Source organism: Chitinophaga sp. W3I9, assembly GCF_050434025.1.
Lineage (GTDB): Bacteria > Bacteroidota > Bacteroidia > Chitinophagales > Chitinophagaceae > Chitinophaga.
The window spans coordinates 5,279,734-5,306,069 of record NZ_JBNPWC010000001.1 but is presented as its reverse complement, the minus strand read 5'-3'; the positions used below and the strand labels follow the sequence as shown (position 1 = coordinate 5,306,069).

Here is a 26,336-nt window from a genome sequence, read left to right as displayed (position 1 = left end):
ATATTAAAAATTATAAGAGAAAGACAGGTTCATGTTGATCCCTCTTTTGATGCTGTAAGTTTTCTGATCGCCTTGTTTTGCGCTGTAGTTGTCTTTTAACTTTACAAAATCACTATAGCGGTAGTCGGGATTTCCGTTGGCTGGCGGGAAGTAGCTGTCGGCCGGAACATAGTACTTCAATTTAATGATCTGGTATTTACCATTGATAAAACCTGTTTCATAACCTTTGATATTACGATAGTAAAATTCTTCCTGGTTGAGCAGGTTGGTAATGTTTAGTTTGAACTCCGCTTTGTTGTGGAATAATTTTTTGGAGAATTGCAGATCCAGCTGGCTATAGGCGGCACGGAATTCTGAAGCGCCTGGCTGCCCATCTACCGCAAAGTTGGGACGGTAGCCAGTGCGGTTAAAAACGATGTTACCGCTAAAGCCGTCTTCTTCATATAGTAATCCAAGATTTACCAGATAGGGGGATTGGCCCATCAGTGGCCGGTCGAGTTCCTTCAGTAGCTCTATTTTTTTTCCGGGAGTGGCCGGATCATCTACCCGGTTGATCGTATTTACTTTCGAGGCAAACCAGGCGCCGTTACCATAGATGGTCATGTTTTTCAGCAGCCCGGAAATAAAGGCCAGGTTCTTTCTGAATTCCATTTCCAGCCCTTTGCTGGTGGCTGAATGCTGGTTTTGATAAGCCATGCCGATGGGGGTGCTGTTGAGTGAATTCACCACCAGTTCCACGGGTTTATCCAGTTTTTTATGGAAGGCAGAAACAGACAACATATCACCGGGTTTCGGATACCATTCGAAGCGCAGGTCTTTATTATCTATTTTGGTGCTGCTGATATTACCCCCGCTGATAAGCGCGTTCATAGCCGGGTCGGGGAAAGACGTAACGGATGTTTCGCGGAAGGTGGGGCGAATCATTGTTTTGCTGTAAGCTGCTCTCAGGTTTATTTTACTGGTAATGCTGTAAGTGAGATTGGCAGCGGGAAGGAAGTTCCAGTTTTTTTCGCCGGTGAGCACGGGCAGTGTGCCGTTATAGGCAAGATCGGGATGCTCTTTTTTAAATTGTGCTATCCTTCTGAGTTCAGCAAGTTGCTGATTTGCCAGTCCGAAATTTTCTGCTCTCAGACCATACACCAATCGTAGTTTTTGAAACATGCGCTGATCCAGCATAGCGTATATCGCGTGGTATTGGGAGCCTGACGCTGCCTGGTCGCCATTTTCCAGATCCCCCCAATAATAGGTCTGTCCTTTTCCCACGCCTACATGATCTGCGTCCATCTGGATATGATAAGGCAGGAATTCAACGTCCAGGCCGCGATAGGCGGTATATATTTTAAAGATATCCATCGACTGGCGGCGTTTTTTGTCCCAGCCATTGTACCCGGCTTTCACGATGCTGGTACCACGGAGGAATTGGAAAGGCTGACTGATATCCATACCCCAGGTATAATCTTTTTGTTCCACATTGGACCACAGCCGGTAAGGCCACGACCAGCTTGCCTGTGTAGCCGCATTGCTGGAGGGATTGCTGGCCTGGTAGATATCACCAAAGGTTTTATTGGCAGGGCCATACTGGAAGCTGCGCACATCATTATACACCTGGTTCATAGCGGCGTAGCCAGCCATCCAGTTGAGGGTGAGCCCACCGCGGGTGATACGGTGTTCGCCTTCCAGTTTATGTTGTTGTATGGAGGTGGACACCGGCATCACCAGGGAAGTCCGTTGCCGGCCGTGACTAAAATCATCCGTGAACTCCAGCGAGCGGTAATAGTCTTCCGCAAAACTCCGGCTATAGAGGTTCCGCAATGTGATTTTGTTTTTCCGGGTGCTATAGCCAACATTCAATAAGGCAGTGGCAATTGTACTGAAACTATATATTTTCCCTTTTCCTGCGGTGTCTGTAACGAAGTAGTCGCGTGAAAGATCGAGTCCGCGGGTAGTGCTGAATTCATCTGTTTGATTCCGGTTACGGTAAGTGATACCGCCGGTGAACCCGATCTTCCTGTTGGCTGCGGTATCCAGTTGATATACCCTGCCCATAATGTATTTGAAATTGAGATTCGGATAGACGGTGGTTTGATAGAGCCGGAAGCCATCGGGGTTAAACCGTTTACTTTGGTCTATGGCGCCTTCAAATCCATATTTATACCCGTTGGCGTCGGTAACTGTTTTTGTTGGATCTTCCTGTTGGTTGTAGAGCGACCAGGAAACGGTATTGCCGGGGATGGTACGCTGGCCGTTTTCCACTGCGAAATAGTCGCCTGTTTGCCTTTTGCCCAGGCTATAAAAATCTTTACCGGTTGTTTGGGTATTGATGCTTTCGCCAATGCTGATGACGGTGAAATTCCGGGAAGGTATGTCCAGTGTTTTCACCATCACCTGGCCACCTACAAATTCGGCGCTGGCATCAGGCGTAGCGGTTTTGTTAACCAGTATTTCGCCTACCATTTCATTGGGAATAAGGTCGAAAGCAAAGTTCCTTTTATTGGCATCAGTGCTGGGGAGTATCATACCGTCGAGCATGGCCTGGTTGTACCGTTCTGTCATGCCGCGCACCACTACATACTTATTGTCAACCACCGATACGCCGCTGATCCTTTTCAGGGCTGCGCCCACATTGTTATCCGGGAGTTTGTTGAGTTGTTCAAAAGAGATTCCGTCTGTTACGGTCGCGGCATTTTTTTGCCTGGTATAAAAGGAGGCAGTACTTTCCTTACCGGCGCTTGATTTTACCACAATACCCGCCAGCTGACCTTTTGCTCTTTTTAAGGTGAGATTTAAAGGAAAGGGTTGATTATCTTTCAGTTCAATTTTATTGATTTCTTTTGTTCCGTATCCGATGAAACTTACTGTGGCAACATAATTCCCGGGGGGCAACGTAAGGCTGAAAGCACCCTCGGCATTACTGGTGGTGCCCGTGTTGCCTACCCGGATAGTAGCGCCAACAACAGGCTGACCATTTTCCTCATCGATGATTTTGCCGGTTAATTTGCCGGGTATTTTTTTTTGCGGACTGCTTTCTGCCGGTTGTTTAAACAGGAGGATCATATTACCCTGTTGCCGGAAGTTTGCTCCGGAGCCCTGTAATAATTGTTGTAAAACTACGTCCAGTGGTTTCTGGCGGGCTTCAATCGATACTTTTTGCAGGGCATTGATCACATTGTCCTGGAAGTTAATGGTGTATCCTGTTTTTTGTTCTAATTCTTTAAAGATCTCCTTTAATGTTTTGTTGCTGGCAATAATGGTAACAGGTGTTTTAATAGGTTGCTGGCTGTAACCGGAAAAACAGATAAAGCATAGCAACCATACTGCGCCTGCTTTTTGCAGTAGTATCCTGTTTTTTAGAAGTGACAAAAACTCTCTGATAAAATACATACTTTTGAAATTGATTTTGATGTTCATGATAATTTTATGATGGACTCGCCGCCCTGCCGCAAACAGGGCGGTTTTTTTATTAGTTGCAGGACTGACCAGAGACTTCGGTCAGGCTGTCTTTTATCTGGAATTTCACCTGGCTCATGAGTGCCAGTGTCTGGAGGATTTCCGTTGCCGTCATGTTATTAAAAGTGGCGCTGAAGGTACAGGACAATACAGCCGGGTTTACTACCCGGAAATGCAGTCCGTATGCACTTTCCATGTCGTGAAGGATGCTGTGCAGCGGTGTTTGATCGTAATGGAAGCGCCGGTCTTTCCAGGCTCCGATCATATTAAATGCTATGCTGCCTTTATGTATCCCCGCCGGATCATTGGGGTGGTAATAAACAACTTCGCCCGGTGTGAGGTAAGCGACCGAATCTGCCGTTCCTGCAACGGTGGCGGCTACACGAACTTTACCGGTGGCCACGGCTACTTCGGATAATTGCTGCCCGGCAGCCGATTTGATATTAAAAGAGGTACCCAGTACGGTAGTTGTAAAAGCAGGTGCGTGGATAATAAACGGGTGACTGGAATCTTCGCTTACTTCAAAGAAGGCTTCGCCATCGAGGTATATTTCCCGGGTTTTACCGGTAAAGGAAGATGGGTAACGCAGTGTGGTTCCGCCATTGAGCCGGATCTGTGTACCATCTGCCAGTGTAATATTACCCTGGCTGCCATTGGGCGTAACCAGCGTTTGGAGCGTTGTCTCCGGTGTGCGATCAGTATGGAGGAGACGATAGGCGCCCAGGCATACTATGAGCACAACAGCAGCGGCTGCGCTGATGCGCAGCAGTTGGCGAAGTACAGGCCGGCGTGCGGGAATTGCGGGAGCGTTTCCACCGGTTAACGGGGTCAGGATCCTTTCTTCCATACCAGCAGGTAATGCGCTATCCGGTGCAGACATGAGTTCCTGTAATGGAAACAGCTGCTCTTCCAAACCGGGGAGGAGGGCGTTGTCTTGAATATATTGCTGTAAAGCAGCCTTCTCTTCCGGGTTGGCCTCGTTGGCCAGGACTTTATGCGCGAGGTGTTTTGCTTGTTGTAAATTCACGTTGACAATACTTTATACCAACAGGTACAAAATTTTGTTCCGCTACCCGTATGCCGCAGTGTTACCAAATTATGAACAAAAGGCAGAGGACATACGGATCGTTCATTTTATCCCTTAATAAGTGGAGCGTGGCCGAAACATGTTTTTCAACGGTGCGGGGAGAAATACCCATTTCTTTGGCAATTTCCTGGTATGACAATCCCTTTTCACGGCTGAGGATAAAGGCTTTGCGGCGTTGCGGGGGAAGGGTGGAAAGGGCTTCGTAATAGGTAGCTTTTGTTTCTTTGTAACGGATAGCTTCTTCCACATGTTCATATGACAGTGGCAGCGTATCTTCCGGAAGGGTAGTGGTAGCAGTGGTCACAGCCTGTTTGAGGTGATTGTACAGCTGGTTCCGCGCGCTTACAAATAAATAGGCGGTGATATTTTTTTCCTGTTGCAGGCGATCCCTTTTACTCCACAGGCTGGCAAATACTTCCTGCAAAAGATCTTCGGCGATCTCTTCCCGTTTTACATATTTTTTAAAATAGAAGAAAATCTTCGCCCCGTGCTTACGGAACAGGTCTGTGAACATTTGCTGTTCATCACCCGCATTGGGGTACGCGATATATAAAGTAGTGGAAGGCAAAATAAATAATGCACAAAATAGCTACTCATTGTTACCGGAAGGTTAAGCTTCTTTATTCATCCTGCGGTTCCAATGTAAACAGTTGCTCCACCGTAGTGCCAAAGATGCGTGCTATTTTTAATGCCAGTAAAGTAGATGGAATAAACTTACCCAGTTCTATGGCGTTAATAGTTTGCCTGGATACTTTGGCTTTCTCCGCCAGTTCTGCCTGCGTGATATTTTGTTTGGCCCGCTGCACTTTAATTGTGTTTTTCATATCGCCTTACTTGCTGTAGCTGCCAGAGAAAAGCAACCTGATGTAGAATATCAGGATACCCAGAGTGAGTACCAGCATGATAAAGTAGCGGGGAGTAGACAGCTGGAAGGTGAGTACACCTTTGCTGTGAAGATAGGTTGTTGCCACTTCAATGATGTATCCCAATGCAAAGCTGATCATGAGCGCATTGGCACGGAGGCTTTGCGCCCTTTCATCTTCTGTTTTTTCGCGGGTGAAAAAGATCAGGAATAACCCGGTGATGAGCGGCAGTTCAGAACCGGTTTGCGCATGGTTCATCCAGAAAAAAGGGATGCCTGCGAGTACCAGTGCGATGCCGAAATATTTCGTGGCTGTGAACATAGGGAGACTTGTTTTTCTGATATAAATGTAAAGTATACTTTACATAAAGACAAATTTAATTAACGGATGGAGGAGGGGCTTCATCACCGACAGAAAAATCTTATTTTTATAGATACCTTGTAAAATGAACCTATCTACCATCGCCCAAATTCCGCTGTTTATCCTGCTCCTGGTTAGCATCAAAGCCAGGTCGCAGCACATTTCCACAATAAAAGATTCCCTTTTTTCAGCCACGTTGAAAGAAATGCGTCCGCTGAATGTAGTGCTTCCGAAAAATTACGATCCCGCTGCTCCCAATGAATACGAGGTAATATATTGCCTGGGCGATATCCCGGACTTTTTGAACGTGGAATGGAGCCTTTTGCAATGGGAAGGCTTTATTCCTAAGAACACGATCCTGGTGGGTATCCCGGACTTTGAACATCATGGCGTGAACATGCGGGAAAGGGATCTTGCTCCCACAAAAACGTCTGCGAACTCAGGAGAGGCCGGCCGGTTCCTGTTGTTTTTCCGGAATGAGCTGATGCCCTATATCGGCAAGCGGTATCACGCAAAACCAGGCGGACATACCTTGTATGGCGGTTCAATGGGCGGACTGTTTGTAATGTATACGTTTTTAACCGCTCCTGACCTGTTTACGTCCTTTGTAGCCATTGATCCGAGTTTGTGGTGGGATCATTTTTATTTACATCAACTGGCAGCGGAAAAATTTGTCCGGCGCGACACCCTGAACAACACACTTTTTATCGCAGGCCGCGAAGGCGCTGCCTATCAATTCATGGGCGTGGCGGGCATGGATTCCATTCTCAAAGCAAACGCTCCTCCCGGCCTCGATTGGAAATGTGTGCAGTATAGCAATGAAACGCATTATTCCACAAACTTCAAAGGCTTTTGGGAGGGACTGAAATTTTCCTATGGTGGTTTCTACGCCTCGGCAGGAGGTTACCCTACATCCCGGAAAATTGCCATCAAGCCGGATAATGGTATCGTATTGCGCAACAAGCCGTTTAAATTAATATGCTATAACCTGGTGGCAGATGCATATCTCCGTTATACTACTGATGGTACCACACCCGGTATTTATTCTCCCCGGATAACAGGCGAAGAAACCGCCATTACCATCAACAGGGATTCAAAAGTGACCGTTAAATCTTTAGGCAAACGAAGGGAGTACGACAAATCAGCAAATGGTTTTTTTCAGGTGGAAGAAGTGTTCCCTGCGATGCCGATGCCGGCAGGAGCCCTGCCGGGCGGACTAAGGTATAAATATTATGAAGGCAACTGGGATACCATACATGATTCCAGGAAGTTGACGCCGGTAGAAACAGGTATTGCCGGAAAAGATTTTAATCTTAATAAAGTTTCAAAAAAGAATAATTACGCATTGGTACAGGAAGGATATATTAAAATCAGTGAGCCGGGGTATTATATTTTTGAGATGGGAACCGGTAATGACCATACCAGGTTGTATTTAAATAACCGGCTGATTCTTGGCGGGCATTTCAAAACAGGAGAAGGCGAGAGCTTTATGGTACCCCTGGAGAAAGGGTTTTATCCATTGCGGATTAATTATTTTCATAAAAAGAATGAAGTAGATCTTCAGCCCATTTATATTAAAACAGAAGGACAGGAAGATGTCCCCCTTCCCACAGATATGCTTTTCAGCAGGAAGTAAATATTACCAGGCAAGATAGAAAGAAATATTACCTACTTCGTGATGTGATATTCCATTGATCACCGGCGACATGGTTTTCTGGGTGAGAGAGAAGCCCGCCTTTCCAAATACGGCTACCAGTCCGCAGTCTATCCCGGCTAACAGTTTATTATTCGCATAGGTGGGGCGGTTACCCGGAAGCGGCGGCTGGCCCGGGCTTTCTACGGGCGCTACGCCTTTCACGAGCGCGTTGGTGAACATCAGCTCCACACCGGGCCGGATGATAGCATAGAGCTGCCAGTGCTTGGTGTTGGCGTATTGGGTGATATACCCGTTATAGTAAGGAAGCATTTTACCGATCCTGATCAGGGAGTAGGCAGCGAAACCATTCAGCATGGTACCGGCGTATAGCTGACCGCCTGCTGTTACCTCGGCTATTTTTTTATAGGCAGCTACCTGTTTCTCCGCCGTGAGATTGAGATTCAGGAGCACTTTGTTCCCGATCTGGTTACGCCATCCCCGTGGCCTGGTAAAGCCGAGAATGCGATGGGCGATGGTTTGGGTTTCTTTTGCCAATGCCCAGGGACCCATTACACCGGCAAACCATTCCGTTTGCAGGTTGAATTTGCGGACCGGGTTAGTGGAGTGGATAGTATGCGTAATAAACAATCCGCCGGCATAGGCAAAGTCGCCCGGCACCGGCACCACCTTCCGGAGGTCTCTGGGCGTAAACATCACCTGCATAAATCCCCAGCCATATGTATTGATGCTTTCTTTGCCAGCTTTGGGCATCCACCGGTCGGGAAAGGAGCGTGGAGGCTGCGGCCTGGTATAAAACAAATCGAACCGCGTACCATTGGTATATGCCTGGTCCGTTCCATTACCATTGAGGTTAATGAAGTCATTGTCTTCGTAAAAGCGGAACAACCGCGTATTTTCAGTGGAAGCCTGTGCTCTCAGATCATTCCAGGGTGTGCCTATTATGCCGCAGTAAATTAATACTGTTAGAATCGTCTTTTTCATCTAGCGCCTGACATCTTTGCGAAAATCGTACAATGAAGATAAATAAAGATGGTCGATCTGCCGGCATAATTAAATGATCATTTGACTATTCTGCTTTTAAGCTTTTCACCGGATTGGCAAGCGCTGCTTTTACCGATTGGAAACTAACCGTTACCAGTGCAACGAACATGGCAATGATGCCGGCCAGCACAAATATCCACCAGGAAATAGGAGCGCTGTAGGCAAAGCCCTGCAGCCACTTGTGCATGGCATACCAGGCAATGGGAGCGGCCAGCACGGCGGCAATGAAAACATACCGGAGGAAGTCCCTGCTCAGCAGTGCTGCAATATTCGCCACACTGGCGCCCAGCACCTTGCGGATACCGATTTCTTTGGTGCGCTGGCGGGCAGTGAAGGCGGCGAGGCCAAATAAACCAAGACAGGAAATAACGATGGCAATGGTCATACCGGTGTTCATCAGTTGTTCCATCTGCCGTTCCCGTTCGTAAAATTTGCGGATGGTATCGTCAAAGAAATGGTAATCGAATTTCTCGTTGGGATATACCGAGGCATATGCTTTTTGTATATCAGCAATGGTGTGTTGCAGTTGTGCGCCGGTATAACCGGCCAGCGACAACTTCACATTTACAAACCGGCAGATATCCAGGGAAGAAGTGACGAAAACAGGCTTGATCTGGTCACGGAGTGCAACGGTATGAAAATCGGCCAGTACGCCAACAACGGGTATGATTTTCGGGGATGGCCCGTCCCTCATGCCAGGCTCTACAAATTTGCCAACCGCATCTGCCGGGTTTTTAAATCCTAATGCTTTGGCGCAGGTTTCATTGATCAGCACTTCCTTCATGGTATCTGAAGGCTGCAGGTTCCTGCCGGCTACCAGCTTCAGCTGGTAAAGGGGCAAGTAGTTTTCATCGCCGAATTCCAGGTGACAATTTGCCTGCAACTCGGTTTTGCCCGTGTATTTAAGATCGGTGCCCCAATGGCCTTTGTCGGCAGGAGGGCCCTGGCTTAAGCTCACCATTTCCACCTGCGGCAGTAACCGGATCTTCTCCGCCAATACCCGTGGAAGGGTTTTGGCATATGCGCGGTTGGTGTTAAAGGTGATGATCGCATCTTTCGTAAATCCAAGATCCTTGTTCAGCATATACCTGATCTGGTTATTCACCACCAGTGAACCAATAATAAATACCAGGGAGATGGTAAACTGGAAAACTACCAGGCCTATACGAAGATATCCCCGTTGGTTTCCCTTTACCCCGGTGCTTCCTTTGAGACTTTGCACCGGCTTGAACGACGACAATATTTTTGCGGGATAGAACCCGGATAGCAGCGTGGTGAACAGGGTAATCAGCAACAGGAACACAACGGTAGGCCAGCTGAATAAATACAGCGATACACCATCAGGCATAAACGAACTGAAAATATCCAGTAAAGGTTTTACTGCTAAAAGCGACAACAGTACAGCAGCTACCGTAAGGAGGAATGTTTCCGTAAGGAAATAGACTACCAGGCTTCGTTTGTTGCTGCCCAGTACTTTCCTGATCCCTATTTCCTTTGACCGCTCCACTGATTGGGCGGTAGACAGATTGATGAAGTTGATGGCGGCAATGATCAGTATAAATAATGCAATGGCCATGAGTCCGTACATCGTAGGCAAATGTGCCTTGTGCCCGAATTCATCCGTATAGTCGCCGTTGAAATGGATATCTGCCAACGGCTGCAGCCGGAAGGCTTTGCTTTCCCCTGTTTCGGCTAATACCCGTTCGCTGGCGAAGGCGGCCAGCTGCCTGTTCAGCAGTGCTGTATCAGCGCCGGGGGTTAGTTTTACATAAGCCTGTGTGCCACCGAACATGCCCCATTGACCAAACCCAAATTCATTTTCGAACGGACTGTTCTTTACCGAAGCAAAGGAAATAAAATCGTTGAAGAGGAAATCACTGTTCCGTGGCAGGTCTTTCACAATACCCGCTACTGTTAAAGGGATAGAATCGTTGTAGTGAACGGTTTTTCCCATGTATTTTTCAACAGGCAGCTCGCCGAAGTATTTAGCTGCTTTGCTGGCGGTTAATACTACCTTAAAGGGTTCCTGTAAAGCGGTGGCAGGATTGCCGGCCAGCCAGGTATATTGAAATATGCTGAAGTATTCAGGAGAAGCAATCAACACATCGGGCTTGCCGCCGTTTTCAAATTTCTTCACCACGCCGTTGCTTCCATAAACAGCTACCTTGGGGTAAATGGGATGAATAGCCGCGAGCGTTTCAACGCCTGTAAATTTGTTGGTTAAAGCCTCCGGGGCTGAATCCGGCACACGCGACATTTTACGGGCGCCGCGTTCAGGGGAATTGAGCTGCGATACAATCCGGTAAATATTTTCTTTGCCGGGGTGAAAGTTTTCATAACTCAGTTCAAATTTAACACTGAGAAATATCACCAGGCAGGCGCTGATGCCAAGCCCAAGGCCAATTACGTTGATGGCAGCATATACCTTGTTGCGGAGCATGTTTCTCCAGGCTATTTTTATGTAACTTTTAAACATAACAGGAAGTGTGAGATTGACAGTCAAAGCGTGAAAAATATGCCAATCATCAGGAGTATTGATATTGATAACGTTATGATCCTTGTTATCATGTAAAATGTCCGCTTGCGTAACCGGCGTGTCCGGAAACGAACATCGATGAGGAAGGAAACATTTTAAGCAGTTGAACGTTAATGATTATCATGACAACCGTAGCACTCAGGAGTTCCGAAGGCAGATGGGTAATGGTAACCACCATTCTCGCTTCTGCCATGGCTTTTATAGATGGTACTGCATTGAATGTAGTGTTGCCTGCGCTGCAACACAATCTGAATGCCTCCGCGGCAGAGCTGTTCTGGGTATTAAACGCCTATATGCTCATGCTGGCTTCTCTCATATTGATAGGCGGCACGTTGGGCGACAGGCTTGGCCGCAAAAAAGTTTTCATGGCAGGCATCTTTATTTTTATCCTGGGCTCTGCCGCGTGCGGGTTTGCCGGTACTGCCACGCTGCTTATCATTTTCCGGATGATACAGGGTATTGGCGGTGCATTGATGATTCCCGGAAGCCTGTCCCTGATCACTTCTTCCATTAATGAAAATGAAAGGGGGAAAGCTATTGGAACGTGGTCGTCCGTCACCACACTGGTGACTATGGGCGGACCTATACTCGGTGGCGCCCTGGCAGATGCAGGGTTGTGGCGGTATATCTTTTTCATCAATGTGCCTATTGGCGTGGCGGCCCTGGTATTCCTGGCATTGAAGGTAAGCGAGAGCAGGGAAACGGAAGGGGATCAGCGGCTCGATTATCCCGGCGCGGTGCTTACGGCGGCAGGACTGGCACTGCTCACTTTTGGGTTCCTGCGGATGCCGGTGCTGGGTTTTCGTCACCCGGAAGTATATGGCACTATTGCAGGTGGCGTCATATTGCTGATTGTTTTTATTGTGGTGGAAAACAAAAGCCCTCATCCTATGCTACCGGTTCACCTGTTTAAGAATTTAACCTTTACCGGTACCAACCTGCTTACGTTCTTTTTGTATGCGGGTCTTGGTGCGGGTATGTTGTTCCTCTCGCTGAACATGGTGCAGGTGCAGGGGTACAGCCAACTCCAGTCGGGGCTCACCTTTTTGCCCTTTACTGTATTAATGATCATCATTGCACGTTTCGCGGGGAGCCTGGCCGATAAATACGGTCCCCGTTTATTCCTGATGGCTGGTCCATGTATTGCCGGCGGCGGTTTACTCTTGTTGTCTTTTGTAAAACAAACACAGGGCGCGGCGGATTACTGGACTACTTTTTTCCCGGGCATTGTGGGGTTGGGTCTTGGCATGTCTATCACGGTGGCGCCGTTAACCGCTGCGGTGATGGGGTCGGTGAGCGATCATTTATCCGGCACTGCCTCTGGTGTAAACAATGCCGTTACCCGTATTGCCGGTGTTTTTGCCAATGCTATTTTTGGTGCGCTGGCAGTATTGTTTTTTTCGGGAGCGGTGCAGCGGGAAATCCATGCGTTGCCACTAAGTGGTGCGCAGCAGGAGGCGGTGATCGCGCAAACGGTGAACCTGGGCAATGCGGCCCTGCCTGCGGATATTGACGCCGCGCATCAGCAGGCCATCCGTAAAGTTTATAAAGATGGGTTTATTGCCGCTTATGGAACTATTATGCGGTTATCGGCAGGGCTGGGCTTTATGGGCGGATTGATGGGCTTTCTTTTTATCCGTAAACGGCCGGCGGCGGCGTCTCCCGCAAAGCAATAGAAATACCGGTTTACAGGTATTGTTTCCGGTGGCCACTTTTCTATATTTGTATAATAACCACTCCTGATGCAAAAATTCCCTTTCCTGACCCTGAAGCAATCGTTATTCCTACTGCGTATATCTGTGGCTGTTATATTCCTGGCACATGCAATTGTGAGGATCTGTAATGGTACCATTCCCCGTTTTGGTGAGTTCATGGAAAGTAAGGGGCTGCCTGTTGGCGTAGCGTGGGTATGGGCTATTACTGCCTATGAAATTGCGGGCGGATTGTTGTTGCTGCTGGGCAGGTATACACGATTGCTCGCAGCAGGTTTTATCGTGTTGCTATTGGTGGGGGTTGTATTAATACATGCTTCCCTGGGATGGTTTGTAGGGGAGCACGGCACGGGTGGATGCGAATATAGTTTTATACTTATTGTAGCTTTGCTGGTAATTGCCGCAGAGAAGCGGCCGGAGGGGGATGTTTAATCTCATCCAAAAACAATCCGGTGCACCGACCAACGCCAGGTTTCCAATATCGCTTCATTATCCAGTTTACACAGGTCTTTCAGGATCGTAACAGATTCTATCCCGAAAAATATACTCAACGCATTTACCATGTGCCTGAAGGCTGTGGAATCCATTGTTTTCCGCAATGGTTTGAGCGCTTCTTCTATCAGTACAATACGCCGGCCGGCCCTGGAATAACCACTTTTGGGATGAATGGATTCTGATATCACAGAGCTGAGGAATAACCTGAATTCTGTTTCATTTTTTGTAAAGAGTTCGAAGTGGTAATCGATCAGTTTATTCACCCGCGCTTCCAGATCTTTTTCAGGGATGTTGGCAAAGAGGTCGTCGCTTGTTTGGGCTTTCAACTGTAGGGAGGCTTCTCTTCTTAATACTTCTGTTCCGGTGAAATAGCGGTAGGCCGTAGCTTTGGAGATACCGGCTTCTTTGGCTACCAGTTCCACGCTGATGTCTTTCCCTTGTAACAGGAGGGTGTTGGCCACTGCTATCAGGGCCTCCCGTGTTTTCAATTTCTGCGCAATCCTGCCTCCGTCCAATGATAATTTGCCCATGCGTGGTTTTAAAATTTGATTTTAGATATAAAGGTACTACTTTCGTGAGACTAAAGTCTCATTAATTATGAAGCAGCACCTAAAGGTAAGGGGAATCAATATAGCATACGATGATTACGGCAGTGGGGAAACGATCGTGTTTATCCACGGGCAGCCATTTAACCGCAGCATGTGGGATCAGCAGATCGGCGTATTCAAAACCGGCTATCGCCTGATTATGCCTGATCTCAGGGGATATGGGGAGAGTGATATGCCTTCCGGGATGACGTTGCTGGATGAACTGGCGCTGGATATCATTCATTTGCTGGAGGCGCTGCAAATAAGGAAGGCCACGTTTGTAGGGCTGTCGATGGGTGGACAGGTGCTTTTTGAATTGTACCGGTTAGCGCCGCATTTGTGCCATGCCCTGGTGCTGGCAGATACAGATGCAAAGGCCGAGAGTGCGCAAAGTTACCAGGCGCGGTTGCGGTTATCACAGGATCTGTTGGCGAAAGGAATGCAGTTTTATACAGATCAGCACCTGCATCAATTCCTCGGTAAAGCAACGATGGCAGGAAAGCCGGCTGTGGTAGCACATTTGCGCGATATGATGGTGAACACAAACCCGTTGGGCGCCTCCCTGGTGCAGCGGGGCAGGGCAGAGCGAAGGGACCATACCGTGATGTTGCCAGATATCCATTGCCCGGTATTAATTGTAGTGGGAGAAGAAGATGGGTTTACTCCCGTGGAGGTGGCGAAAGGAATGCAGGCGCGTATCAAAAATGCGCAACTCGTTGTAATAAAGGACGCTTCGCATATGCCCAATATGGAACAACCAGAGATTTTCAATCATCACCTGGAATTATTTTTACAGGGTATTCAATAGATCCGTTGTTCTTCTCACAAAAAGAAAAAAGTTTTTAATTTATTTTATTATCTTTAGGTGGAAGCTATCCAACTCTACGGATGCTTCGCTGCGGTTATACCGTTTCCCGCCTTTATTCATTCCATGAAATTTATTGAATCACAAACCAGTTCATTAACATCTGATTGCTATGAAAAAAAAGGGATTTTTAATCGACATGGATGGCGTAATCTACAAAGGCAGCGAACCTATTCCCGGTGCAGTAGAATTTATTAACGGTCTCAGAGATAAAGGCCTTCCTTTCCTGTTCCTCACCAACAATAGCCAAAGAACCAGCAGGGATGTATGTTACAAGCTGAATAAGATGGGCTTTAAGGTAAATGACACAGATATTTTTACCTGTGCCATGGCTACCGCAAGATACCTGGCTTCCAAAAAGGAAAACGGTACTGCGTATGTAATCGGTGAAGGCGGGTTACTGACGGAACTTTACAATGCCGGTTATTCTATTGTAGATGATCAGCCTGATTATGTGATTATAGGAGAAGGCAGAACGATCATGCTGGAATCCGTTGATAAAGCGATCAACATGATCATGAAAGGCGCCAAATTAATCGCCACTAATCTTGATCCTAACTGCCCCATGGGCGATGGTAAATACCGCGCAGGTTGCGGCGCACTGGTAGCTATGCTGGAATTTGCCAGCGGCATCAAAGCCTTTAGTGTGGGGAAACCCAGCCCCGTGATGATGCGCATGGCGCGCAAAGCATTGCAGCTCACTACAGATGAAACGGTGATGATAGGTGATACTATGGGAACAGATATCCTGGGTGCGGGCTCTATGGGCTTTACTACCGTACTTACCTTATCAGGCGTAACACATGAAGACGACCTCGTGAATTTTGGTTATTCGCCTGATTTTATTATTAAATCCGTAAATGATTTGCTGAATGAAGAGTTGTTTATGAAAGTAATGGGAGAACCGGCGTTCGCGGAAGCGGAGTACTAAATAATTACAGGGGCGCTTGAATGGCGCCCCTGCTTTTTTATATCCTTCTTATTCTGCAGCATGATACTGCTTCAGCCAGGTGATCAGCGCTTCCGGATGATCCGTTTGCACGCCCTGTATTCCTTTGCCCATAGCTGCCTGCCAGCTGGCAGGGCCTTCATCGGGCGACTGTACATCCAGCCACACCGCGGTGTTGTATTTGCCGGTAACCGCCAGCATCGCAGGGTCGGTGATATTATCCAGTACGGCTATACGAATTTTTTTCAGGAAGGCTTCCAGCTGTTCCGGTGTTTTTATTTCTTCAGGTAAACTGGCCATCAGCGGTACTTCCGGCGCAGTTTCCCTCCACGCTTTGTATTGTTTTTTTTCATTGAGATATACTACCACCTGTTTTTCCATGCCGGCGGCTTGCAGTTGTCTCCAGGTTTCGGGAACATCGGCGGCTTTAAAGTCGAGGTAGATGTTCAGCTTGCCCTTACATGCCTGTAATGCTTCTGCGAAAGTAGGCACCCGGTATACTTTTCCATCGGCACTGCGTACCTGCAGTTTTTGGATCTCCGCCAGCGTAAGGTCCGTTACATTGCCGGTGCCATTCGTCATTTTATCCACGGTAGCGTTGTGCAGGAGGATCAACTGCCCGTCTTTGGTGGTGCGGAGATCCAGCTCGGCGTAGTCGGCCCCGCAGCGGATCGTTTCTTCGATGGCTGCCACGGTATTTTCCGGCACGCTCACATGGTTGCCACGATGCGCTACCACCACAAATTTATTTCGTGTAGCCGGCAGCGTTTGACCAAAGGAGTTAATGGCGAGGCAGCAGGCAGCTGCCAGTAATATCATTGATTTCATCAAAGAATGGCTTTAGTATCGGTAACGAATACACGTGTACTAACGGTGTAGGTACCGCCGGTGGCATTCTGGTATTTCAGGTCTACGTAAAAGGCGCGGTAGCCATTTGGCGGCAGGGTGGTGGTTACTTTTACTTTCGACTGATGCGCCATCCCCAGGCTCTTGGATTCCCATTTGTCGTTGCGGAAATCCAGGTCTGAAGAGTTGGCCGACCACAGGATTACATCCAGTAAACGGTCGGAGGTAGCCTTGGCGGTAAGCTGTACTTTACCGCTGTGCGTGCGGGTAGTCCAGCTGCAATCGGGGTACGGCTGTTTGCTCAGCGTCATTCCGAAGAAGGCGCTGAGTCCCTGGAAGGCCTGCTGTTTATCACCCAGGTTATGACCGGCATTTGGTACATAGTTAATAAGATTTTTACCGGGGATACTGTCTATGTAATTTTTGATATTATCTACTACCCAGTATTCATCATTGGTACCCATGAATATCATTTTGGGAATAGACAGGCTGCTGCGGTAGGAGTAGGGGTCAATCATGGTGTTGATGGCCATGCCTTCGGTGGTATGCGCCGTTTGGGGGATGCCCAGTTTCACGTAGTCTTCTATCTGCACACTATATTCTTTCCAGGTTTTGATCTGGTAATCCAGGCTCACCGGCATATTCAGCACATCAATCACCATTGGTGCAATAGCTACCACACGTTTGTCGTTGGCGCCGGTAAGCCAGGTAGTCCAGCCGCGTTTGGACGCCCCGGATACTACAAAGCCATTCACTTTGCGGTTCAGTTGTTTATCTGCAAATTCCTGGATTACATCCATGGCCCTTACCGCGCTTTTTACCATCGGGAACAGCAGTGGCCAGTTGTAGTCGCCATCTTTTTTAAACTGGTGAAGGGTATATGAGATCAGCGCATCTTCTGTTAGTTTACCGAAGAGCGGCTGATTGGGAGTTTGCCGTAATACGGCTGTTACCGCGTGATTTACGGCGGCTACTTTTCCCATTTGCTGGTACAGTTCATCCGTAGGGCCGTTCCAGTTAGGTAAGCCATCTTTTACGGAGCCGCCGGTGATAAACAGCAATGCACCGTCGTATTTAATTTCGTCGGGCACAAAAATAGTGAGCTGGTGCGTCCAGGTGTATTCCCGCCATTTCTGCGAAGTAAGGAGTACGTTATAGCCTTTGCCGTTAGTAACGTTGAAAGAATCCTTCAGTTCCCATTTGAACGAAGTATCTCCGTTGTCCAGGTAGCTTTTCAGCGCGTTGGCAGGTGTTACGGTTTGTTGTGCAAAAGTATTCGCCTGGCTTAACAGGAGTACAAATGCAGTGGCGGCATTTAAAAAGAGTTGCTTCATATCCAGATAGAATTGTTTTTTATGGGTTGATGAAATATAAGAAATTACCAGGGTTTTCCGGTACCCTGGATGATCCAGGGTTTCGACCACGGACTGTTTTTGGTGCCATTGGCGCCAAAGGACGAGTAAGTGGTTACTTCCAGCCGGCCGGCAGCTGCTTCCATATTTGCTTTATTCAGGTTGCGTTCTTCCAGCATATAGTACAGTCGTACCGGCACTACGGGGCCTTTTGCATAAGGGCCGGCCTGCAATACCGGGTAGCCTGTTCTTTTATAATCCGCCCAGGCTTCGGTGGCGGCGGTCCAGCTGGCGATCCATTTCTGTATGATGATCTGTTCCTGCGTATGATTGAATTTTACGGAAGGCTGCGCGAGATAAGCGGCAGTGCTGCCGGCTACTCCCCAAACATTGAGCGATGCCTGAACGCCGGCGTTGTAATGCGCTTCCGCGTCACCGGCCGCCCATCCTTTTATGGCAGCAGCTTCTGCCAGAATAAAATGAACTTCTGATGCAGAGATAATCCTTGCCTTTAACAGTGGTCCTTTCGGTTGTTTGTATATGTCGTTGAGCCAGGAAACATGCGGGTTCCTGGATGCCTGGCTGGCATCAGGACTAAGGTTATATACTGCCGGGCCGGAAATGGCCGGGGGAAGCCCCACGTAATTTTCGTCCTGGTTAATATCATTCGCAGTAAGTCCTTTGGAGGCCAGCACGTCGGGTGAAATGTATCTTACCTTCCGCGGTTCTCCTGCTATCACGGTGTCGGTGGCTTTATAAACGTTGCCGGTGCCGGCTGGTTTGGTATCATCTACCAATAAAAAACACTGCACTTTATTGGCCCATACGCCCAACCTGGGGTCGTGCCTGGATTGCAGGGCATTCACAAATGTGCTGCACATCTTCAGCCTGCGGTAGTTGCTGCTGTCGGTGTCGTAGGCTACATTCATAGGCCAGGAATCCGCATTGCTGTTGCCGGGGAACGACATGGTCGCATCTTCTGCGCCATCAATGCTGAGGATAAGAGGATATTGCGCGGGATCGGCTACCATTTTTTCAATACCGGCTTTTGCGATGGCCGGCAGCTTCTCAGACAGCCGCATATAATACCGTAATGCGAGGGAATTGGCCATTTTACGCCATTTCGCCGGGTCGCCCTGGTAATACACATCCACGGCATCAATAGGGTTGGAATAGGCGCTTTTAGGCTTTGAAAGCAGGGTGTTTGCTTTTTCAAGATCAGCGAGTATCCCGGTGTAAATAGTTTGCTGCGGATCGAATACCGGGAGCGTGGTTTCGGGTGTGCCCTTTTCTCCCTGCAGGGCATAGGTGTAAGGCGCATCGCCCCATAGGTCCGTGATCAGGCCGAAGAGCAGCGACTTCATCACCAGTGCAACGCCCTGGTGCAGTTCACTGTTCAGTTCCACGCCGCGGTTATACACCAGCTGGTTGTTCCGCAGCATATCGTAGTATCCTGTCCAGCTGTTGGACCCGGACCAGTCGTATTCGTTGTGGGTGGTAGTCCAGCCATCTTTTTGCGTGTGCTGCATCACCCCGGCCATATCCTGGTAGCCCAGGAATACCAGCTGAAACCCTGTGGTGGTGAGCACGGTAGACAACACCAGGTTGGGATTAATGGTAGCCGGATTGGCGCCGTTGGGATTTTCGTTCATGCTGATCAGGTCCTTTTTACAGGATGTAACAGATAAACAAAGGAACCCGATGCTGAGTATAATAGATTTACGCACTGTTTTCATATATCAGAATTAAAGGAACACTTAAAAGGTGACGTTCAGTTTTGCGCCCACCGGGATAGCCCAGGGAGTAACATTGTATCTTTCAATACCTTGCTTGAACTGCATGCCCGAGCCCTGTACAGCGGTAGAAGGCTGATAGGCATTTTCAGGATCAATGCCGATTTTGGCGGCAGTCCACAGGATAATATTCCGGCTGTATACAGAGAAGCTGGCGCGTTGCAATTTCGCGGTACTGATCAGTCGCTGCGGCAGCGCATAAGTCAGCGACACTTCTCTCAGCTTCAGGTAAGACGCAGGGAATAAAAACGCCCTTGTAAACGACCAGGCGGTACTGCCGGCATAAGGAAGCGTGAGGGTGCCATCGTTACCAAGGTTTTCCAGGTAGCCGGTAGGGTTACCGTTGCTGTCGTATCCTTTTGCCCTTACGCCCGGAATAAATACGCCGCCATAAGGCAGCACATACGGACCATACGTAAAAGGAAAACTATTGTATTCCGGCGTAGGACCGCCTACCAGCGGGAAGTTATTGCCGGTGGGGATTACCAGCTGATCCTGGTGGCTCACCAGGTAATCGCGCAGTTCCTGGCCTTTCATCGTGCCGGGGTCCGTGAGCTTGTCGAGGAACAACTGGGAGTTACCATGTTCTTCTCCGTAACGGTAAGTTTGCGATACAAAGTCACCGCCATTCCGCCAGTCGAACGTCATGTTCAGTGTAAAACTTTTATAGGAGATGGACGTCTGAAAACCCATGATAAAATCCGGGTTAAAATTGCCGATCTTATTTTTTGTATTGATGGCATCTATACTTTGCCATTTACCGGTGTTATCTAATATAGGGTAGCCGTAGTATGGGGACGATTTGTCTGTAACTGTTACCAGCTGCGCATCGTAGATGTCGCCGATATCTTCTCCCACATAGGTCCAGGCGCCGCCTTTTCCTTCTTCCCAAAGAGTATAGTAAGGCATATCATCCGGCAGGGAAATGATGCGGGTTCTGTTGCGGGTGAAGTTAAAGTCTACGTCCCATCTCCAGTTCCTGGTTTGTACCGGTGTGCCGCCGAGCGTTAATTCAATGCCCCTGCTCCTGAGCAAACCCGCGTTAATACTACGGGAAGAGTAGCCCGAAGAAGGAGGTGTTTTAGGACTGAAGATCTGGTTTTTGTTTTCAACGATATAATAGGTGCCTGAAAAATGCAGGCGGTTCTGAAACAGGTTGATATCAACACCGCCTTCATACGACGTGGCGATTTCCGGCTTCAGGAAAGGATTCAGCAGGGTGCCGAACGTGGTGAGCTGCGGAATATTCCCCCAGGCGCCTACACTGCCCAAAGTAGCTACCAGCTGGTAAGGAGAAGCGTCGTTACCTACCTGCGCTGCGCCGCCTCTTAATTTGATCATATTGATATTGGCGGAGGTGATGTGCGCCATTTCATTCAGCAGCACACTCAGTGAGGCCGACGGATAAAAGTAGGAAGCGGCATCGGGGAGAGTGCTGGACCAATCGGTACGGCCGGTCACATCCACGTACGCCATTCCTTTGTATCCTATGTTCAGCATACCATAAAGACTGTTCACGCCTTTTTCAAAGGTGCTGCTGTAGAAGTTGAGGTTGGCAGGAGAAATATTCTGGATGGTATATACCCCCGGCGTATTAAGACCGGTACCGTCTTTCGTAGAGGTGGTAACGTTGCTGCCTGTCTGGTAGCGCATATTACCACCGGCAGAAACGGAAACATCGAAATGATGAATGGCTTTTTTATAGGTAAGCAATACATCCATGTTCCGCTCGTAGTTATCGAGGTTGATGATGCCATAGGCGCCACCGGGATTATTCAGGTAGCTGTTGGAAATTTTGGTTTCTCTTTTTTCACCGTAGGTATCCAGTGCATACCGCGCCATAAAAGTAAGGGACGGTAGTATTTTCCAGTCGGCCCGGATATTACCAAACAACCGGTCCCTCACAAATCCGTTCTTTACTTCATACGCGAGGAAGTAAGGATTATTGAACACGCCGTTATATTGGGTGCGTTGTTGTAATCCTTCCTGTCCGGGCATCCAGTAGTCTGCCAGGTCGCGTATATCAATGTGCGGGGAAACGCTGTATACGGCCTGCAGCGGGTTGGCGCCACGGTCGCCGGCCGCGCGGTTGTTGGAATTGTTGCGGCTGAAATCAATGTTGGTACTTAAGCTCAGCTTTGAGTTCACCTGCAGGCCGGAGTTCAGGCTCAGCGTATTTTTATAGAGATCGGTATTAGGGATAATCCCTTTGTTCGACATGTTTGCATAGGAAATGCGATAGGAGATCTTATCGTTGTTGTTGGCAACAGAAGCGCCGGCAATGGTAGTGATGCCGGTGTTGACGAAATTCTTCACGTTGTCTTTGTGCGATACCAGCGGCATGGGAATTTTTTTGCCGTTTGCATCGAGGGGGCTGTTCCACTGCACTTCTTCATAACCCATATCCAGTTCGGCGCCGAAGGTGCCATCTACATTTTCCTGGATGATGGTGCCGAAGGGATTGGTAAGCAGGTTGCCGCTGCGGGAAAAAGGAATGCCTGCCAATTGACCGGAGCCGAATTTCGTTTGCCAGTTCAGGTATTTATAGGGAATATCGAATACGGAGTTTACATATGCATCAACGGTTACCTTATTAACTTTTCTGCCTGTTTTGGTAGTGATGAGCACTACGCCATTGGCCGCGCGGGAGCCATACAATGCGGCGGCGCTGGGGCCTTTCAGGATGGTAACGCTTTCAATATTATCGGGGTTGATATCGGAAATGGCATTGCCATAATCCACCATGTTATCTTTACCGATCTGGCTGATGTTGTTCACCGTGTTGGCTACGGGTACGCCGTCTACTACAAACAGCGGCTGGTTATCACTGCTGAGAGAAGTAGCGCCGCGTATGATCATGCTTACAGACGACCCGGTGGTACCGGTGGAGTTGATGGTAACGCCGGCCACTTTCCCCGACATGGAGTTGAGCAGGTTTTCCTGTGTTACGCGGCTAAATTCCCTGCCGCCCAGTTCTTCCACAGAATACCCCAGTGCTTTCTTTTCTCTTTTAATGCCCAGTGCCGTTACCAGTACCTGGCTTAACTCTTCTACTTTTTTTTTCAGGACCACCGATAAAGATAATTTGCTGGAATCGTTAATCATATATCCGCGCAGCGTATCGGTGGTATAACCCATTTGTGATAATACGAAATGATAGGGGCCGCCAGCAGGCAGTTTAGCAAATGTAAAGATGCCTTTCTCATTGGTGACGGTGGTGGCTAATACTTTATGGTCTGCGTTCTCCATTTTCACCATTACACCGGGCAGGCTTTCATTGCTTTCATTTTTGATCAGGCCGATAGCGGCAGGGCGCGGGTTTTGCGCCAGTGCGTTTCCGGCCATCAGTTGCCAGAGCAACAGCAACAGCCAGATGATGGTGGTGAGGCGTGATTGTTTGATTTTTACACACATAATATTGTTCGTTTTAGGCAAAAGGAAGTCCGTGCAGCCTCATAGAGGTTGCCTGTGTTGTAAGTATGGGAAATTAGTTTCCGGGATTATTGTACTATGTAGATAACATCATCTTTCTGATTAATAGTAAGATTATTTAACGTACCAATAGTTGTCAGGAATTCTTTTAGTGTTTCTTTGCTACTGTCGAATGTTCCGGTGAAATTCATGCCTGTAAGGCTGCTGGCTGTATATTGGATGCTGACGTGGTATTTTTCAGACATCTGCCTGAAAACGCCGGTCAGCGGTTCATTGTTGAAAGTAATAATTTCGTTTATGCGTGAAGGTGTTTTATCTTTTTTGATAACGTCATTCACCGTTACCAGCATTTTCTGGCGGTCGTAGCGCAGTGCCTGGCCAGGACGCAGGTAAACGCCTGCTGCATGATCCGGTTTCACTACTACCTTGCCGCTGATCAGTTGTACCTGTGTGATCGCTTTCCGGTCCCACGCTGTTATTTTGAATACCGTACCCAATGCGGTGGTGCCAAGCTGGCCTGCATATACGGTGAATGGCTGCTCTTTGTTACCGGTTACACGGAACAGGGCCTGTCCTTTTAAATAAACATCCCTGCGGTTGCCGGTGAACGGCTCCTGGTATTTCACTTCGCTTTCCGGGGCCAGTTCAATGATGCTGCCGTCGCTCAGCTGCAGCGGCATTGTTTTACCGGTATTGTTCATTACGGTACGTAATGTTGCTGCAGGGGCGGTATTTGTTTGCACGGGTTTTACCGCCATTGTTTTATTGATGGGCAACGGGCGTAATATCGTCCATAGCAGTCCGCCGGAAATAATCAGCACAACGGCTGCTGCCGCTGCATACCAGCGCCTGTTTACCTGCTTCTTCTGAAAAGTATGCCCTTCGATCACTGTCATCATTTTACCGGAAACCGCCTCCGGCAATAGCTCTCCTGGCTGGAAGGAATGCCAGCTTTCTTCCGTTAAGTAAGGTTGTAAAGCCTCCGGATGCTGTGCAATGTATTCTTTTACCCATTGCTTCTCGGCTTCATTGCATTCATCCCGGAGAAACTTTTCAATAAGTGTTACTGAATGCTTCATAGTATGTATTCGTTTGAAAACGGTAAATCCCTCACTGCGTCACATTTAGTTAACAGATCAGCAATAGAAGCAGTAGCAGCAGGGAATTTTTTAACTGGCGGATCGCCCGTACAATATGGTTTTCAACTGTTTTAGGGGAGATGGATAACTGCCTGGCAATTTCTTTATGCGGGAGACCTTCAAAGCGGCTGAGTTTAAAAACATTTTTCCGGATGGGGGATAGTTGTTCTATACTGTTATACACGCGCTTCAGTTCTTCTTTTACGGAGATATCTGTTTCCACATGCCAGTTGGTGTTATCCCTTACCAATGTTTGCGTATGGCGGTCACGCACCTGTTGTTTGCGCAGGAGGTCGGTCATTACGCTTTTGCCTATACGAAAAATCTGTGTGGAGATATTGAAGCTGGTAGACAATCGCTCCCGCTTTTCCCAGAGGAGTATGAAAGTAAGTTGCACAGTTTCTTCCGCTATGTAAACGGAGTGTGTACATTTCAGAACGTAGAAGTAAAGTTTTGTGTGGTACTGTTGGTATACCATCTTAAAACTTCCGATATTCCCATTGATAATATCCTGTACAATACTTTCCATAATTGCCAGCAAATATCTGATCAGTCTAAACAAGATACAAGGAATTACCGATTATATTATTGTTATTTTCAACAATAGCATGCGATATCTCCGCGGTTCGTTTATTTCTTTAATTTTAATATTAAGGGTATAGTCGCCACACCGGGGATCGTTACCGTGAGGGAAAGATCCAGGTTGGTACTGCTGATATTTTCAATCCAGTGCGGATCGTTTTCTCCTTTGGCAGAAATGAGTTTTAACACCGAATCATGTACGTCCAGGTCCCAGGTGCCGCTGTTGCCGGCAACAGGCAGGATCAGCGTGGTACAGCCATTAATGGCAAAGGAGCCGTCGCCGTTAAACTGGTAGGTGTTATTCACGGTGCAGGTGAACAGGGCGCCGCCGGGTCCGAGCAGGGGCGCCAATGCAATGATGCTGGTGCCAGCGGGAATGTTCTGTTTATTCAATTTAACGGCTACTGCCAGCACGATGTCCTGTTGTTTCCAGGTACCCGTCACCAGTTCATACTTAGGCGATTTTTGGGGTGTTGCAGGCTTGTCTTTTTTACACGCGCCTGTAAACAGGCAGTATACAGGCAGTACAAGAAACAGATAACGGGGGATAAAAAAGCGCATGAGTGTTTGGTATTAAATGATGGAAGGATTTTCGTTCCTTCTATATATTCGTTTTGAAACGCCATATCCCTCACTGCTTAACAATTGGTTAATATCATTCAGCCCTTATCCCTGAATTTTTTGGGCGATACCCCCATGATCAGTTTAAACGACCTGGAAAACGTGTATTGATCCGGGTAGCCCATTTCCTGTGCAATTTCTTTTACGGTCAAACGGGTATCTTTCAGCAGCTGGCTGGCCTTCTGCATCCGCAGGGAGGTGAACAGCTGGATGGGAGAGTAGCGTGTTTTTTCTTTGAAGAGGGCCGACAGATATGAAGCGGAAATACAGGTTTCCCTGGAGAGGTCGGCCAGGGTGAGGTGCTGGTCCAGCTTTTGTTTCATAAGCTGGATACATTGCTCAATAATATTATCTGCGCCCTTCTTCATATAGTTGAAAACCGTGAGCCGGAAGGTGCCAAGGAAACTATAGAACCGGAAATTGGCGTACAGCAGGTTCTCTATATTATTCATGAGGTCGAGATGATGGAGGATATCATCGAACTGTGCATTGCGTCCTACGAGGGGCGGTATGGTATGAGGTTTCAGGCCGGTGCCCAGGTAGCTGTATATGTCGTCTGCCAGCTTGCCGGAAAATTGCACGGCATAGATCCGCCATGGCTCCCCTTCAGCAGGACCGGAGCGGAAGGCGGCGCCTTTCGGGAACAGCAGGTATTGATTAGGTTTGATAGTCACTTTCTTTTTCCCGGTTTCCAGCCATCCTTTTCCATGTGTTACATATAATAAGGTATACACCGGTGCGCCCTTTGGTTCACTGATTTCCAGGGCAGCATTTTCAGGATAGAGGCCAATAGTGGTAATAAAAAGGTTTCTGCCAAGCGGATGCTTTTCCAGCTTGCGTTTCAGGTGGTCCGGTAAGTTCCAGGTGGTCGGTGTGTTGGCGGCCAGGTTGTTCATCTCAATAGTAATTTAAGCTATTCTTTTCATAACATTCAACATTGTTTGATCCATAAAAATTAGTAATCTTCGTGTA

At 48.1% G+C, this 26,336-nt stretch carries 21 protein-coding genes; 5 read left to right on the top strand and 16 right to left on the bottom strand.

What is annotated here, in order from left to right; translation table 11 throughout:
- Positions 1–3: 3 nt before the first annotated feature.
- The 5 genes from QFZ51_RS21475 to QFZ51_RS21455 form a co-directional block, all read right to left on the bottom strand.
- Positions 4–3,360 (bottom strand): TonB-dependent receptor domain-containing protein, encoded by a 3,357-nt coding sequence (locus QFZ51_RS21475; protein WP_429048729.1) that lies wholly within the window; start codon positions 3,358–3,360, stop codon positions 4–6.
- Between the two features lie 100 nt (positions 3,361–3,460).
- Complete coding sequence (locus tag QFZ51_RS21470; RefSeq protein WP_429048727.1) at positions 3,461–4,474, bottom strand: FecR family protein; 1,014 nt, start codon at positions 4,472–4,474, stop codon at positions 3,461–3,463.
- Positions 4,475–4,535: 61 nt separating this feature from the next.
- Positions 4,536–5,102, bottom strand: coding sequence for an RNA polymerase sigma-70 factor (locus tag QFZ51_RS21465; RefSeq protein WP_429048725.1), 567 nt, complete (start codon positions 5,100–5,102; stop codon positions 4,536–4,538).
- Between the two features lie 52 nt (positions 5,103–5,154).
- Complete coding sequence (locus QFZ51_RS21460; RefSeq protein ID WP_429048723.1) at positions 5,155–5,358, bottom strand: helix-turn-helix transcriptional regulator; 204 nt, start codon at positions 5,356–5,358, stop codon at positions 5,155–5,157.
- 6 nt (positions 5,359–5,364) lie between these two features.
- Positions 5,365–5,718 (bottom strand): hypothetical protein, encoded by a 354-nt coding sequence (locus QFZ51_RS21455; protein WP_429048721.1) that lies wholly within the window; start codon positions 5,716–5,718, stop codon positions 5,365–5,367.
- Positions 5,719–5,842: 124 nt separating this feature from the next.
- Here QFZ51_RS21455 and QFZ51_RS21450 point away from each other — a divergent pair, with 124 nt between their 5' ends.
- A complete protein-coding gene (locus QFZ51_RS21450; protein ID WP_429048719.1) occupies positions 5,843–7,393 on the top strand; it encodes an alpha/beta hydrolase-fold protein in 1,551 nt (516 codons plus the stop codon).
- Between the two features lie 3 nt (positions 7,394–7,396).
- Here QFZ51_RS21450 and QFZ51_RS21445 read toward each other — a convergent pair whose 3' ends face one another.
- Together QFZ51_RS21445 and QFZ51_RS21440 are read right to left on the bottom strand one after the other, a co-directional pair.
- Entirely contained in the window at positions 7,397–8,395 is a 999-nt protein-coding gene (locus QFZ51_RS21445; protein ID WP_429048717.1) for a lipid A-modifier LpxR family protein, read from the bottom strand.
- An 85-nt stretch (positions 8,396–8,480) separates the two neighbouring features.
- Positions 8,481–10,931 carry an ABC transporter permease gene (locus QFZ51_RS21440; RefSeq protein WP_429048715.1) on the bottom strand — a complete coding sequence of 817 codons (2,451 nt, stop codon included), beginning with the start codon at positions 10,929–10,931 and terminating at the stop codon, positions 8,481–8,483.
- Positions 10,932–11,113: 182 nt separating this feature from the next.
- Here QFZ51_RS21440 and QFZ51_RS21435 point away from each other — a divergent pair, with 182 nt between their 5' ends.
- Together QFZ51_RS21435 and QFZ51_RS21430 are read left to right on the top strand one after the other, a co-directional pair.
- Positions 11,114–12,667 carry an MFS transporter gene (locus tag QFZ51_RS21435; RefSeq protein ID WP_429048713.1) on the top strand — a complete coding sequence of 518 codons (1,554 nt, stop codon included), beginning with the start codon at positions 11,114–11,116 and terminating at the stop codon, positions 12,665–12,667.
- A gap of 66 nt (positions 12,668–12,733) precedes the next feature.
- Positions 12,734–13,135 (top strand): DoxX family protein, encoded by a 402-nt coding sequence (locus QFZ51_RS21430; protein WP_429048712.1) that lies wholly within the window; start codon positions 12,734–12,736, stop codon positions 13,133–13,135.
- Positions 13,136–13,137: 2 nt separating this feature from the next.
- On the opposite strand, the gene QFZ51_RS21425 is transcribed toward QFZ51_RS21430, so the two are convergent.
- Positions 13,138–13,728, bottom strand: coding sequence for a TetR/AcrR family transcriptional regulator (locus tag QFZ51_RS21425; protein ID WP_370910493.1), 591 nt, complete (start codon positions 13,726–13,728; stop codon positions 13,138–13,140).
- A 67-nt stretch (positions 13,729–13,795) separates the two neighbouring features.
- Here QFZ51_RS21425 and QFZ51_RS21420 point away from each other — a divergent pair, with 67 nt between their 5' ends.
- Both QFZ51_RS21420 and QFZ51_RS21415 read left to right on the top strand, forming a co-directional pair.
- Positions 13,796–14,593 carry an alpha/beta fold hydrolase gene (locus tag QFZ51_RS21420; protein WP_429048710.1) on the top strand — a complete coding sequence of 266 codons (798 nt, stop codon included), beginning with the start codon at positions 13,796–13,798 and terminating at the stop codon, positions 14,591–14,593.
- Between the two features lie 169 nt (positions 14,594–14,762).
- Complete coding sequence (locus QFZ51_RS21415) at positions 14,763–15,581, top strand: HAD-IIA family hydrolase (RefSeq protein ID WP_429048708.1); 819 nt, start codon at positions 14,763–14,765, stop codon at positions 15,579–15,581.
- A 48-nt stretch (positions 15,582–15,629) separates the two neighbouring features.
- Here the strand turns inward: QFZ51_RS21415 and QFZ51_RS21410 are convergent, their stop codons facing one another.
- From QFZ51_RS21410 to QFZ51_RS21375, 8 genes are all read right to left on the bottom strand, one after another.
- Entirely contained in the window at positions 15,630–16,427 is a 798-nt protein-coding gene (locus QFZ51_RS21410; RefSeq protein ID WP_429048707.1) for a glycerophosphodiester phosphodiesterase family protein, read from the bottom strand.
- Positions 16,427–17,779 (bottom strand): PhoPQ-activated pathogenicity-related family protein, encoded by a 1,353-nt coding sequence (locus tag QFZ51_RS21405; RefSeq protein WP_370910497.1) that lies wholly within the window; start codon positions 17,777–17,779, stop codon positions 16,427–16,429. Before QFZ51_RS21405 ends, QFZ51_RS21410 begins: the two co-directional genes overlap by 1 nt.
- A 44-nt stretch (positions 17,780–17,823) precedes the next feature.
- Complete coding sequence (locus tag QFZ51_RS21400) at positions 17,824–19,533, bottom strand: SusD/RagB family nutrient-binding outer membrane lipoprotein (RefSeq protein ID WP_429048706.1); 1,710 nt, start codon at positions 19,531–19,533, stop codon at positions 17,824–17,826.
- Positions 19,534–19,554: 21 nt separating this feature from the next.
- Complete coding sequence (locus QFZ51_RS21395) at positions 19,555–23,004, bottom strand: SusC/RagA family TonB-linked outer membrane protein (protein WP_429048705.1); 3,450 nt, start codon at positions 23,002–23,004, stop codon at positions 19,555–19,557.
- Between the two features lie 86 nt (positions 23,005–23,090).
- Positions 23,091–24,101 carry a FecR family protein gene (locus QFZ51_RS21390; protein ID WP_429048703.1) on the bottom strand — a complete coding sequence of 337 codons (1,011 nt, stop codon included), beginning with the start codon at positions 24,099–24,101 and terminating at the stop codon, positions 23,091–23,093.
- 49 nt (positions 24,102–24,150) lie between these two features.
- Positions 24,151–24,690 carry a sigma-70 family RNA polymerase sigma factor gene (locus tag QFZ51_RS21385; protein WP_429048701.1) on the bottom strand — a complete coding sequence of 180 codons (540 nt, stop codon included), beginning with the start codon at positions 24,688–24,690 and terminating at the stop codon, positions 24,151–24,153.
- A gap of 101 nt (positions 24,691–24,791) precedes the next feature.
- Positions 24,792–25,304 carry a hypothetical protein gene (locus QFZ51_RS21380; protein ID WP_429048699.1) on the bottom strand — a complete coding sequence of 171 codons (513 nt, stop codon included), beginning with the start codon at positions 25,302–25,304 and terminating at the stop codon, positions 24,792–24,794.
- Positions 25,305–25,402: 98 nt separating this feature from the next.
- Positions 25,403–26,260 carry an AraC family transcriptional regulator gene (locus tag QFZ51_RS21375; protein ID WP_370910504.1) on the bottom strand — a complete coding sequence of 286 codons (858 nt, stop codon included), beginning with the start codon at positions 26,258–26,260 and terminating at the stop codon, positions 25,403–25,405.
- Positions 26,261–26,336 lie beyond the last annotated feature (76 nt).